Here is a 12,887-nt window from a genome sequence, read left to right on the forward strand (position 1 = left end):
ACATGTCCGAACGCGTCATCTTGGCGTATTCCGGCGGTCTGGACACCTCGGTCGCGATCAGCTGGATCGGCAAGGAGACCGGCCGTGAGGTCGTAGCCGTGGCCATCGACCTCGGGCAGGGCGGCGAGGACATGGAGGTCATCCGGCAGCGCGCGCTCGACTGCGGCGCGGTCGAAGCCGTCGTGGTCGACGCGCGCGATGAGTTCGCCGAGCAATACTGCCTGCCCACGATCAAGTCCAATGCCCTGTACATGGACCGCTACCCCTTGGTGTCGGCGATCAGCCGGCCGTTGATCGTCAAGCACCTCGTCGAGGCTGCGCGTGCGCACGGCGGCGGCACCGTCGCCCACGGCTGCACGGGCAAGGGCAACGACCAGGTCCGCTTCGAGGTGGGATTCGCCTCGCTCGCCCCGGATCTCGACGTGCTCGCACCGGTCCGCGACTACGCGTGGACGCGCGAGAAGGCGATCGCGTTCGCCGAGGAGAACGCCATCCCGATCAACGTCACGAAGCGCTCACCGTTCTCGATCGATCAGAACGTGTGGGGCCGCGCGGTGGAAACCGGCTTCCTGGAACATCTCTGGAACGCCCCCACCAAGGACGTCTACGACTACACCGAAGACCCCACCGTCAACTGGAGCTCACCCGACGAGGTGATCGTCGGATTCGAGAAGGGCGTGCCCTGCTCCATCGACGGCAGGCCCGTCACGGTGCTCGAGGCGATCGTCGAGCTGAACCGGCGCGCCGGCGCCCAGGGCGTTGGCCGGCTCGACGTAGTCGAGGACCGGCTGGTCGGCATCAAGAGCCGCGAGATCTACGAGGCACCAGGCGCCATGGTGCTGATCACGGCGCACACCGAGCTCGAACACGTGACGTTGGAGCGCGAGCTCAGCCGGTTCAAGCGGACCACCGATCAGCGGTGGGGCGAACTGGTCTACGACGGCCTCTGGTACTCGCCGCTGAAGCGGGCCCTGGAGACGTTCGTCGATCACACCCAGGAACACGTCACGGGGGAGATCCGGTTGGTGCTGCACGGCGGCCACATCGCCGTGAACGGCAGGCGCAGCCCCCAGTCGCTGTACGACTTCAACCTGGCCACCTACGACGAGGGCGACACGTTCGACCAGTCGAGCGCGAAGGGTTTCGTGCACGTGCACGGGCTGTCCAGCAAGATCGCCGCGCAGCGGGACCTGGCCAGTGAGCACTAACGAGGGTTCGCTGTGGGGTGGCCGGTTCGCGGGTGGACCGTCGGATGCCCTTGCCGCTCTGAGCAAGTCGACGCACTTCGACTGGGTGCTCGCCCCGTACGACGTCACCGCGTCCAAGGCGCACGCGCGCGTGCTGCACCAGGCGGGTCTGCTGACCGACGAACAACGCGACGGGCTGCTGGCCGGCCTCGACAGCCTCGGCGCCGACGTCGCCGACGGCAGCTTCGGCCCGTTGCCGACGGACGAGGACGTGCACGGCGCGTTGGAGCGTGGCCTGATCGACCGGGTTGGTGACGACCTCGGCGGACGCCTGCGGGCGGGCCGGTCGCGAAACGACCAGGTCGCCACGCTGTTCCGGATGTGGCTGCGCGACGCGATGCGGTCGGTCGGCAACGGTGCGCTCGACGTCGTCGCGGCGCTCGCCACCCAGGCCGCCACACACCCGACCGCCATCATGCCGGGCAAGACCCATCTGCAGTCCGCGCAGCCGGTCCTGCTGGCGCACCACCTGCTTGCGCATGCACACCCGCTGCTGCGCGACGTCGAGCGGATCGTCGACTTCGACAAGCGAGCCGCCGTGTCGCCGTACGGATCCGGGGCCTTGGCGGGGTCGTCGCTGGGTCTGAACCCCGATGCCATCGCCGAGGAGTTGGGGTTCGACGCCGCGGCCGACAACTCCATCGACGCCACTGCTTCCCGGGACTTCGCCGCCGAAGCCGCGTTCGTCCTGGCCATGATCGCCGTCGACCTGTCCCGGCTGGCCGAGGACGTCATCCTCTGGAGCACCACCGAATTCGGCTACGTCAGGTTGCACGACGCCTGGTCGACGGGCAGTTCGATCATGCCGCAGAAGAAGAACCCCGACATCGCCGAACTGGCGCGCGGCAAGTCGGGCCGGCTGATCGGCAACCTGACCGGCCTGCTCGCCACGCTCAAGGCCCAACCGCTGGCGTACAACCGGGATCTGCAGGAGGACAAGGAACCGTTGTTCGACTCCGTCGGCCAACTCGAGCTGCTGCTGCCCGCGATGGCCGGGCTGGTCGGCACGTTGCTGTTCGACACCGACCGGATGGCCGAGCTGGCGCCGCTGGGCTACACGTTGGCCACCGACGTCGCGGAATGGCTGGTACGCCAAGGCATTCCATTCCGCGTCGCGCACGAGGCGGCGGGGGCGGCGGTGCGTGCCGCGGAGGCCCGCGGCGTCGGGCTCGAGGAGCTGGCCGACGCCGAACTGGCCGGCATCCATCCCGGGCTCACCGCCGAGGTCCGCGAAGTGCTGACCGTCGAGGGATCGGTGCATTCGCGGGATTCCCGCGGCGGCACGTCACCGATTCAGGTGGCCAAGCAGCTCGGCATCGTCCGTGACACCGCGGACAGGCTGCGGATCGGCCTGCGGCCCTAGTCCTCCGCCAACGCCAGCCACTCCTCTTCGAGTGATTCCTTCCGCGCCAGCAGATCGTTGAGTTCGGCATTCAACTTCGCGGCGCGCACGTGGTCGGCCGCGGCTTCGGCCATGGTGTGGTGCAGTTTCGCGATCTGCTGGTCGAGCTTGCCGAGCTGACTTTCGATGCGGTTCATCTCCTTGCCCGTCCGCCGCTCACGTGCCGCGGCGGACTCGGAGCGCTCGGCGGGACGCGACGGCGCCGCGGCTTCTTCCGCCGCTGCCCGCCCGGCCAGATACTGCTCGATGCCGCCGGGCAGCATGTCGCACCGGCCGTCGCCGACCAGCGCGTAGGTGGCGTCGGCGACCCGCTCCAGGAAGTAGCGGTCGTGCGTCACCACGATCAGCGTGCCTGGCCAGCCGTCGAGGTAGTCCTCGAGGACGTTGAGGGTGTCGATGTCGAGATCGTTGGTCGGCTCGTCGAGCAGTAGCACGTTGGGTTCGTCGAGCAGCAGGCGCAGGAACTGGAAGCGTCGCCGTTCGCCGCCGGAGAGGTCGCCCAGCCGGGTGGTCAGCTTGTCGCCGGTGAAGCCGAAGTCTTCCAGCAGCGTTGCCGTGCTGACTTCCTTGCCGCCCGCGAGTTCGGTGATGCGGCGCTGACTTTCGACGGCGTCGAGCACCCGTTCGTTGCCGTCCAGCTCGACCAGCGCCTGGCTGAGGTAGCCGATCTTGAGCGTGGTGCCGCGCTTGATGGTGCCCGACGTCGGCTTCAACTCACCGGCCAACAGCTTCAGCACCGACGTCTTGCCGGAGCCGTTCACGCCCACCAGCCCGATCCGGACGCCGGGCCCGATGGACCAGTCCAGCTTGTCGAGGATCACCCGGTCGCCCATCTCAAGCACGACGCGGTGCAGATCGAAGACGTCCTTGCCGAGCCGGGCGGTCGCGAACCGTTGCAGCGCAAGCGAATCCCGCGGCTCCGGCTCGTTGGCGATCAAGTCGTTCGCCGCCTGAATGCGGAACTTCGGCTTCGACGTGCGCGCGGGCGGGCCGCGCCGCAGCCACGCAAGTTCCTTGCGCATCAGGTTGCGGCGGCGGGCCTCGGTTCCCGCGGCCACCCGCATCCGCTCCGCGCGGGCCAGCACGTAGGCCGCGTAACCGCCCTCGTAGGCGTCGACCTGGCCATCGTGCACCTCCCAGGTCCGGGTGCACACCTCATCGAGGAACCAGCGATCGTGGCTGACGACCACCAGCGCCCCGGAGGTTCGAGCCGCGAGGTGGCGGGCCAGCCAGCCGATGATCTCGACGTCGAGGTGGTTGGTGGGCTCGTCGAGCACCAGGACGTCGTGACCGGCCAGCAGCACGGCGGCCAGCGCGACGCGGCGACGTTCGCCACCGCTGAGGTTGCCGACCGCGCTGTCCAGGTCGACGTCGGCGAGTAGGTGCTCGACGACCGACCGGGTCTCGGCTTCGGCCGCCCAGATGTGATCGGCGCGGCCGCCCACGATCACGTCGCGCACCGTCGCGTCGGCCGCGAAGTCGTCGGCCTGGCGCACGTATCCCACCGAGAGGCCGGAGGTGTGGGTGACGCGGCCCGAGTCGGGTGGTCGGGTTTCGGTCAGGACCTGCAGCAGCGTCGTCTTCCCGTCGCCGTTGCGGCCGACGACGCCGATCGCGTCGCCCTCGTCCACGCCGAGGCTGACCGCGTCGAGCAGGATCCGGGTGCCGTAGCCGACGCTTGCGCGTTCGACGTTGATCAGGTTCGCCATCAGCCGCCGATCATAGGGCCGAGGGCGCTGAGGGTGCTCGGCCCGATCCTCGAGGAGCGTGAACGTTGCTGTGCCATGATGACGTCGGGAATCGGGGGATCGACACGTCTCGAAGGGGAGCCCAGTGGTGGACTTGTCCGCGATCACCAGGCCCGTCGGACGGTTGGTTGCAACCGCGCAGAACGGTTTGGAAGTCCTGCGGTACGGCGGACTGGAGACCGGCGCGGTGCCGTCGCCGTTCCAGATCGTGGAAAGCGTCCCGATGTACCGGCTGCGACGGTACTTCCCGCCCGACGCCCGGCCTGGGGCGAAGCCCGCCGGACCACCGGTTCTGATGGTGCACCCGATGATGATGTCGGCCGACATGTGGGACGTCACCCGCCACGAGGGTGCGGTCGGCATCCTGCACGAGGCGGGCGTCGATCCCTGGGTCATCGACTTCGGCTCGCCCGACCAGGTCGAAGGCGGCATGCAGCGCAACCTGGCCGACCACGTCGTGGCGCTGAGCGAGGCCATCGACACCGTCAAGAAGGTCACCGACCGCGACGTGCATCTCGCCGGCTACTCGCAGGGCGGCATGTTCTGCTACCAAACCGCGGCCTATCGCCGTTCGAAGGATCTGGCGAGCATCATCGGGTTCGGTTCGCCGGTCGACACCTTGGCGGCCCTGCCGATGAATCTGCCCGCCGGCTTGGGTGCCGCGGCGGCCGACTTCATGGCCGATCACGTGTTCAGTCGCATCGACATTCCTGGCTGGTTGGCCCGCACCGGATTTCAGATGCTCGACCCGCTCAAGACCGCCCAGTCCCGCCTCGACTTCGTCCGTCAGCTGCATGACCGGGAAGCGCTGCTCTCCCGCGAACAGCAGCGTCGGTTCCTCGCGTCGGAGGGCTGGATCGCCTGGTCCGGGCCTGCGATCTCCGAACTGCTCAAGCAGTTCATCGCCCACAACCGGATGATGACGGGCGGATTCAGCATTCGCGGCGACCTCGTCACGCTCAGCGACATCGACTGCCCGGTGCTGGCCGTCGTCGGTGAGGTCGACGACATCGGACAGCCGGCTTCGGTGCGTGGCATCAAACGCGCCGCCCCGAAGGCCGACGTATACGAATACCTCATCCGCACAGGGCATTTCGGGCTCGTCGTGGGATCGAAGGCGGCCAACCAGACCTGGCCGACGGTCGCTGCCTGGGTGAAGTGGCTGGCCGGCGAGGGCGAGATGCCCGAGGAGGTGGTGCCGATGGCGCTGCAGCCCGCCGAGCACAACGAGAGCGGCGTGCCGTTCGCGTCGCGGGTAGCGCACGGCGCCGTGTCGGCAACGGAGATGACCTTCAGCCTGGCCAGGTCGGCGGCCGATGCGGTCGTCAACGCCAATAAGTCGGCGCGCGCGCTGGCCGTCGAGACCGTCCGCACCCTGCCCCGCCTGGCACGCCTTGGTCAAATCAACGATCACACCCGCATCTCGCTCGGACGGATCATGTCCGAGCAGGCCAGCGGCGCACCCAACGGCGAGTTCCTGCTGTTCGACGGTCGCGTGCACACCTATGAAGCGGTGGACCGTCGCATCAACAACGTGGTCCGCGGATTGATCGAGGTCGGCGTGCGGCAGGGCACCCACGTCGGCGTCCTGATGGAAACGCGGCCCAGTGCGCTGGTCGCCATCGCCGCGCTGTCGCGGCTCGGCGCCGTGGCCGTCCTGATGCCGCCGGACGGTGACCTGGCCGAAGCCGCCCGCCTCGGTGCGATATCCGACGTCATCGCCGACCCGGGCAACCTCGAGGCGGCCCGCCGGCTGCCGTTACGGGTCCTGGTGCTCGGCGGCGGCGAATCCCGCGACCTGCACCTTCCCGAAGACGCCGACGTCACCGACATGGAGAAGATCAACCCGGACGTGGTCGAGCTGCCCGGGTGGTACCGGCCAAACCCCGGCTACGCCAAGGATCTGGCCTACGTCGCGTTCACCACCATCGGCGGCGAGCTCGTCGCCCGTCAGATCACCAACTTCCGCTGGGCGCTGTCGGCGTTCGGCACGGCGTCGGCGGCGAACCTCGGCCGCAACGACACGGTCTACTGCCTGACCCCGCTGCATCACCAGTCCGGCCTGCTGGTCAGCCTCGGCGGCGCGGTGGTCGGCGGTACCCGGATCGCGTTGTCGCGGGGCCTGCGTCCCGAGCGGTTCGTTCACGAAATCCGGCAGTACGGCGTCACCGTCGTCACCTACACGTGGGCGATGCTGCGCGACGTGATCGACGACCCGTCGTTCGCGCTAAACGGCAACCACCCGGTCCGCTTGTTCATCGGCTCCGGCATGCCGACCGGGCTGTGGAAACGCGTCGAGCAGGAATTCGAGCCCGCGCAGGTCGTCGAGTTCTTTGCCACCACCGACGGGCAGGCCGTGCTGGCCAACGTGTCCGGTGCCAAGCTCGGCAGCGAGGGACGTCCACTTCCCGGCGGAGGCCGCATCGAACTCGCCGCATACGACGTCGAGGACGATCTGATCCTCGAGGACGATCGTGGCTTCGTGCGGCTGGCCCGGCCCAACGAAGTAGGGGTATTGCTCGCTCACCCGCGCGGCCCGATCGATCCGACCGCGTCGATCAAGCGGGGAGTCTTCGCCCCCGCGGATACCTGGGTGTCGACCGAATACCTGTTCCGCCGCGACGTCGACGGGGACTTCTGGCTGGTCGACAACCGAGGCGCGGTCACCCGTACCCCGCGCGGACCGGTCTTCGCCGCCGCGGTCAACGACGCCGCGGGCCGGGTCGGCGCCGTCGACCTGGCGGCCACATACTGCGTCGAGGCCGGCGGGCGCCAGATCGCGGTCACCGCACTCACGCTGGCTCCCGGCGGCAGCGTCCCAACCGCCGATCTCAACGAGGCGATGGCGGGCCTTGCCGTCGGCTGCCCCCCGGACCTGGTGCACGTGGTGCCGGACATGAAGCTCGGTGCGTCGTACCGCCCGCTGCTCGGCCCGCTTCGCGCCGCCGGCGTGCCGAAGGCCGCGCGTAACGCCTGGTACCTCGACGACGAAACAGGGGTGTACAAGCGGTTCACGACTGCGGTGCGCGCCGAATTGCTCAAGGATGATTCGGCCGACTGAGGTCGTGCGTCACATGCGTCACACTGTTAGGCTCCCGGGTGCGGTAGATCGCCGTACGGGTCCGGGCAAGGTCCGCAATGGAGGAGATCGATGACATCGCAGACCAGCAGGAACACGGGCTGGCGGCGCGCCGTCACCGGCGCAGTGGCCAGTAGTGCCCTGGCCGCTGGCATGGTGATCGGGCTCGGGTCTGGTACCGCGAACGCCGACGTCCTCGACGACATCGCCGCGCAGTACGACACCGGCGCCGGCGGCGGCCAGATCTCGCAATTGATCCACACCGCCCTCAAGCTGCGCGCCCTGGGCTACGTCCCCTCCAAGGGCAACATGGACGACCTGGTAGCTGCGATGGACAAGCGTCCCAACCAGGTGCCGCTGGTCGCCGCGCTGCAGAACACGGTGTCGTTCCAGAAGCGCAATCAACTGCGCGGCCAGCAGGCACAGCAGCAGGCGCCCATGACGATCGGGATCAACCAGTACGACCCGACCAACCCCAGCGCGGTTGGCGGATTCGGCATCACGCCCGGCGGCGGTGGCGGCATCAACATCCCGCTCGGCCCCTAGCGGTCGTGCTCGACGAACGACTGCTCGACATCCTGGTCTGCCCCGAGGACCGGGGCCCGCTCCTGCTCATCGCTGATGAGCTGTTGTACAACCCCCGGTTGCGTCGCGCCTACCGGATCGAGGCGGGCATACCCGTGCTCTTGGTCGACGAAGCAGTGCTGATCAGCGACGACGCGGAGCACCAGCGGCTGCTCGAGCGCGCCGAATCCTAGGTCAGCCCCGGAAGATCACCCGTGAGATAGCGCTGCAGATTGGGCGCGATGGTTTCGGCGATCTGCTGCACGGGCAGCGACTTGAACGGATCCAGTTCCAAGATGTAGCGGGCCATCACCACGCCCACCAACTGCGACGCGACGAACTGTATTCGGATCCTCCCGGAGCCGGGCGGGTCGTCGACGCGACTGCCGACCTCCACGGCGATGACTTCCTGCAGGAACGAGCGCACCAGGCTCACGTCGCCGCCGGCCAACAGTGACCGCAGCGTCGCTATGAAGCCCGAGCCCAGCTCGGAGTCCCACAGCGGCAGCAGCAACGAGGGCAACGTCAACCCCAGGTCCTCGATCGGCGTCTCGCGCATCGGGCCGATCACCAGCATGGGATCGATCGGGATGTGGATGGCTGCGGCGAACAACTGTTGCTTGGTGCCGAAGTAGTGATGGACGAGTGCCGCGTCGACCCCAGCGGCCGACGCGATCGCACGGATCGACGTCTTGTCGATCCCGTTGCGGGCGAACAATTCTCGCGCACTCACCAGGATCCGCTCGCGGTTGTCCGACGTCCCGGGTGGCCGCCCGGGGCGCTTGCGCTCGGCGTTGGTGGTCAAGGCGTCCTAAGGGGTGCGTCGTCGTAGCGTGGCCGCGGCCAGGCACAGGGCCAGCACCGCGAAGCCCACCACGATAGCGATGTCACGCACCGCGATGGCCGTCGGCTCGGCGTACGCGCCCACCTGCCGGAGCGCTTCGAGCGCATAGCTGGCGGGCAGCACGTTGCTGATCCATTGCAGCCACTCCGGCAGCACCTCACGCGGGACGATGATGCCGCACAGCAGCAGCTGCGGAGCGATCACCACGGGCATGAACTGCACGGCCTGGAACTCCGTGCGGGCGAACGCGCTGCACAGCAAGCCGAGGCCCACACCGAGCACCGCGTTGATGATCGCGATGGCGACCACGAGGATCGGGCTGCCCGCGGTGTCGAACCCAAGGAACCAGAAGGCCACGACGCACGCCAATGCAGCTTGGGCCGCGGCCGCCAGCGAGAACGCGGTCCCGTAGGCCGCCAGCAGGTCGAGCCGGCGCAGGGGAGTGGTCAGGATGCGCTCCAAGGTTCCCGACACGCGTTCGCGCTGCATGGTGATCGAGGTGATCAGGAACATGATGATCAGCGGAAACACGCCCAGCATGATCAGGCAGGCGTTGTTGAACGGGGTCGGCGCGCCCGGCGGATGCGGGGCGTTCTCGAACATGAAGTACATCAGCGTGATGATCACGCTCGGTACGACGAGGATCATCGCGACGCTGCGATGGTCCGCCGCCAGCTGCCGCAGGATCCTGCCGGTGGTCGCGAAGTACGCCTGTGGGCTCAGCCGGCTGCGGCTTCGGTGTTGTGCCGGATGACGGACAGAAACGCTTCCTCCAGTGACGTGCATCCCGTGTCCTCTCGTAGTTTGGTGGGTGTCGTGTGGGCGAGTAGGTGGCCGTCGCGCATGAGCATCAGATCGCCGCAGTGGTCGGCTTCGTCCATGACGTGGCTGGAGACGATGAGGGTCGTTCCCCCCTCGGCGAGGCGGTGGAACTGGTCCCACAGATCGACCCGCAGGACGGGGTCCAATCCGACCGTTGGTTCGTCGAGCACCAGTAGATCCGGATGTGAAACCAGCGCGCATGCCAACGACGCGCGCGTCCGCTGCCCGCCGGAGAGGTTGCCGCACAACGCCGTTCGATGATCGTCCAGACCAACCGCCGAGACGGCGTCGTCGGCGGACTGCGCATCGGAGCCGTACAGCGAGGCGAAGTAGCGGACGTTGTCGACCACCCGCAGATCGTCGTAGACGGTGGGGTCCTGCGTGACGTAGCCGACGCGGTGGCGCAGGTCGGCCGAACCCGCCGGCCGTCCCAGCACCGTCACCGTGCCCGACGCGATGATCTGCGTGCCGACGATGCTGCGCATCAGCGTGGTCTTTCCGCAGCCGGAGGGGCCGAGCAGACCGGTGATGGTGCCGCGCGCGATCTGCACCGAGAAGTCGTGGAGGGCGGGTCGCTTGCCGCGGACGACGCGCAAGTGCTCGATCGAGACGACGGGTTCGACTCCGTTTCGAAATAATTCATCACTCGATGAAGTCATCATGCGATGAATAATCCTCCCCGTGCGCGGCCGTGTCAACAGACCCGGGCACAATGGCCCAAATGAGTTCGGAGTTGTTGTCGGTCGATCCGATAACGGCAGCTCAGCGGCTGCTCGGCGCCACACTCGAAGGGCGGGGCGTGAGCGCGATGATCGTCGAAGTCGAGGCCTACGGCGGCCCGCCGGACGGACCGTGGCCCGATGCCGCGGCGCACTCCTTCCGTGGCCCGAGTCCGCGGAACGGGGTGATGTTCGGTCCCGCGGGCCGGCTCTACACCTATCGCAGCCACGGCATCCACGTCTGCGCCAACGTCGTCTGCGCCTACGAGGGCGTCGCCGGGGCGGTGCTGCTGCGCGCGGCCGCGATCGAGTCCGGCACCGCCACCGCTCAGGTGCGTCGCGGCGACTCAGTGCGCCCGGCGGCCTTGGCCCGCGGACCCGGCAACCTCTGCTCGGCGCTGGGAATCACCATGGATGACAACGGCGTCGACCTGTTCGACCCCGACAGCCCGGTTCAGCTGGAACTGGCGGGTGAGTTCCCCGCGGTGGACGGCCCGAGAGTCGGGGTCAGCAAGGCGGCCGACCGTCCGTGGCGGTTCTGGCTGGCCGGTCGGCCCGAGGTGTCGTCCTACCGGCGCAGTCCGCGCGCACCCGCACCCGGCGACAGCGACTGATACGGAAGGATCGACACCATGGGTACCGACATCCTGGCCGAACTGGACTGGCGCGGACTGATTGCGCAGTCCACTGACCGGGACGCACTCGCAGCCGAGCTCGCGACCGGCCCCACCACCGTGTACTGCGGGTTCGATCCGACCGCGCCGAGCCTGCACGCCGGGAACCTCGTTCCGCTGTTGGCGCTGCGTCGTTTCCAGCGGGCCGGACACCGGCCCATCGTGTTGGCCGGCGGTGCCACCGGCATGATCGGTGATCCTCGTGACACCGCCGAACGCAGCCTCAACACCACCGACACCGTCGCCGACTGGACCGAACGCATCCGCGGGCAGCTGGAGCGATTCGTGGACTTCGACGATTCACCCACCGGCGCGATCATCGAGAACAACCTGACCTGGACGGCGCAGCTCGGAGCGATCGAATTCCTCAGGGACGTCGGCAAGCACTTCTCGGTCAACGTGATGCTGGAGCGCGACACCATCCGGCGCCGGCTCGAGGCCGAGGGCATCTCCTACACCGAGTTCAGCTACATGCTGCTGCAGGCGAATGACTACGTGGAGCTGCACCGTCGGTACGACACCCGGCTGCAGATCGGCGGCTCCGATCAATGGGGAAACATCATCGCCGGGGTGAGGTTGGTCCGGCAGAAGCTGGGCGCGGCAGTCCACGCGTTGACGGTTCCGCTGGTCACCGCCGCCGACGGCACCAAATTCGGCAAGTCGACCGGTGGCGGCAATCTCTGGCTCGATCCGACGATGACGAGCCCGTACGCGTTCTACCAGTACTTCATCAACACCGCGGACGCCGATGTCATCAACTACCTGCGCTGGTTCACGTTCCTCACTGCCGACGAACTGGCCGAGCTGGAACGGGCGACGGGGGAGCGACCGCACGAGCGGGCCGCGCAGCGCCGGCTGGCGCAGGAGTTCACCACCTTGGTGCACGGACAGGCGGCGACGGAGTCCGTGGAGCATGCCAGCCAGGCCCTCTTCGGTCGCGGCGAGCTGTTGCAGCTCGACGAACCCACTCTGGCCGCCGCACTGCGAGAGGCCTCGGTCGCTGAACTGAAGCCGGGCGGTCCGGACGGCATCACCGACCTCCTCGTGGCCACCGGACTATCCGCGAGCAAGGGCGCTGCGCGACGGACCGTCGCCGAAGGCGGCGCCTACGTGAACAACGTTCGCGTCGAGAGCGAGGAGTGGGTACCGCAGCCCTCCGACTTCCTGCACGGCCGGTGGCTGGTGGTCCGACGGGGCAAGCGGAATTTCGCAGGGGTAGAACGCGTTTCGTAGCGCGCCGGAGGCGAGACACGCCTTCTAGCAGGCGATTTGACTCCGAGTTTTCCCTCTTGTAACTTAATCCAAGTCGTCGCGACGCGGTCCAGCCGCTGAGCGCGACGGCATCCCAGAGGGAAGTCCACTTCGGTGGGTTACCTCATCTGCCCGCAAGACAACTCGCGGCTTTCGAGCCGGGGATCGTTGCGCGGTCAGGCGGGTGTGTTGTTTGAGAACTCAATAGTGTGTTTGGTGGTTTTTGTTTGTTGTTTTTTGCCATGCTTCAGCGTCCCGTGTTGGGGTGTGGTGTTGTTTTATAGATTGCCAGTTTTGACTGGTTGTTAGGTCAGATCTTTCTGATTCGAATTCACCTGTGCTTGTCATGGGTTGTTTTTGTTTGGAGAGTTTGATTCTGGCTCAGGACGAACGCTGGCGGCGTGCTTAACACATGCAAGTCGAACGGTAAGGCCCTTCGGGGTACACGAGTGGCGAACGGGTGAGTAACACGTGGGTGATCTGCCCTGCACTTTGGGATAAGCCTGGGAAACTGGGTCTAATACCGAATACACCTCT

Annotated in this window: 11 protein-coding genes and 1 rRNA gene; 8 read left to right on the forward strand and 4 right to left on the reverse strand. The window is 67.5% G+C overall.

Annotated elements, in window-relative coordinates:
- Positions 1-2 precede the first annotated feature (2 nt).
- Positions 3-1,208 carry an argininosuccinate synthase gene (locus tag N536_RS0122500; RefSeq protein ID WP_029115680.1) on the forward strand — a complete coding sequence of 402 codons (1,206 nt, stop codon included), beginning with the start codon at positions 3-5 and terminating at the stop codon, positions 1,206-1,208.
- Positions 1,198-2,610 (forward strand): argininosuccinate lyase, encoded by a 1,413-nt coding sequence (argH, locus tag N536_RS0122505; protein ID WP_029115681.1) that lies wholly within the window; start codon positions 1,198-1,200, stop codon positions 2,608-2,610. Before N536_RS0122500 ends, argH begins: the two co-directional genes overlap by 11 nt.
- On the opposite strand, the gene N536_RS0122510 is transcribed toward argH, so the two are convergent.
- Positions 2,607-4,358: an ABC-F family ATP-binding cassette domain-containing protein gene (locus N536_RS0122510; RefSeq protein ID WP_029115682.1), complete on the reverse strand. Its 1,752-nt coding sequence runs from the start codon at positions 4,356-4,358 to the stop codon at positions 2,607-2,609. The two genes, argH and N536_RS0122510, sit on opposite strands and share 4 nt — an antisense overlap.
- 127 nt (positions 4,359-4,485) lie before the next feature.
- Between N536_RS0122510 and N536_RS0122515 the strand changes: the two genes are divergently transcribed.
- From N536_RS0122515 to N536_RS0122525, 3 genes are all read left to right on the forward strand, one after another.
- On the forward strand, positions 4,486-7,458 hold the full coding sequence (locus N536_RS0122515; RefSeq protein WP_029115683.1) for an acyl-CoA synthetase: 2,973 nt from the start codon (positions 4,486-4,488) through the stop codon (positions 7,456-7,458).
- A gap of 90 nt (positions 7,459-7,548) precedes the next feature.
- Positions 7,549-8,022 (forward strand): hypothetical protein, encoded by a 474-nt coding sequence (locus N536_RS0122520; RefSeq protein WP_029115684.1) that lies wholly within the window; start codon positions 7,549-7,551, stop codon positions 8,020-8,022.
- A gap of 5 nt (positions 8,023-8,027) precedes the next feature.
- Positions 8,028-8,234 (forward strand): Trm112 family protein, encoded by a 207-nt coding sequence (locus tag N536_RS0122525; protein ID WP_029115685.1) that lies wholly within the window; start codon positions 8,028-8,030, stop codon positions 8,232-8,234.
- On the opposite strand, the gene N536_RS0122530 is transcribed toward N536_RS0122525, so the two are convergent.
- The 3 genes from N536_RS0122530 to N536_RS0122540 are packed head-to-tail and all read right to left on the reverse strand — an operon-like array spanning position 8,231 to position 10,368.
- Entirely contained in the window at positions 8,231-8,845 is a 615-nt protein-coding gene (locus N536_RS0122530; RefSeq protein ID WP_029115686.1) for a TetR family transcriptional regulator, read from the reverse strand. The two genes, N536_RS0122525 and N536_RS0122530, sit on opposite strands and share 4 nt — an antisense overlap.
- Positions 8,846-8,851: 6 nt before the next feature.
- Positions 8,852-9,670: an ABC transporter permease gene (locus tag N536_RS0122535; RefSeq protein ID WP_081809325.1), complete on the reverse strand. Its 819-nt coding sequence runs from the start codon at positions 9,668-9,670 to the stop codon at positions 8,852-8,854.
- On the reverse strand, positions 9,604-10,368 hold the full coding sequence (locus tag N536_RS0122540; protein ID WP_029115688.1) for an ABC transporter ATP-binding protein: 765 nt from the start codon (positions 10,366-10,368) through the stop codon (positions 9,604-9,606). Before N536_RS0122540 ends, N536_RS0122535 begins: the two co-directional genes overlap by 67 nt.
- Before the next feature lie 59 nt (positions 10,369-10,427).
- Here N536_RS0122540 and N536_RS0122545 point away from each other — a divergent pair, with 59 nt between their 5' ends.
- The 3 genes from N536_RS0122545 to N536_RS0122555 all read left to right on the forward strand — a co-directional run.
- Positions 10,428-11,039: a DNA-3-methyladenine glycosylase gene (locus N536_RS0122545; RefSeq protein WP_029115689.1), complete on the forward strand. Its 612-nt coding sequence runs from the start codon at positions 10,428-10,430 to the stop codon at positions 11,037-11,039.
- A gap of 18 nt (positions 11,040-11,057) precedes the next feature.
- Positions 11,058-12,332, forward strand: a complete 1,275-nt coding sequence (gene tyrS, locus N536_RS0122550; protein WP_029115690.1) for a tyrosine--tRNA ligase — start codon at positions 11,058-11,060, stop codon at positions 12,330-12,332.
- A 376-nt stretch (positions 12,333-12,708) separates the two neighbouring features.
- Positions 12,709-12,887 (forward strand): 16S ribosomal RNA (locus N536_RS0122555); the annotation flags it as partial.

The sequence above is a fragment of the Mycobacterium sp. URHB0044 genome, from assembly GCF_000620625.1.
Classification (GTDB): Bacteria; Actinomycetota; Actinomycetes; order Mycobacteriales; family Mycobacteriaceae; genus Mycobacterium.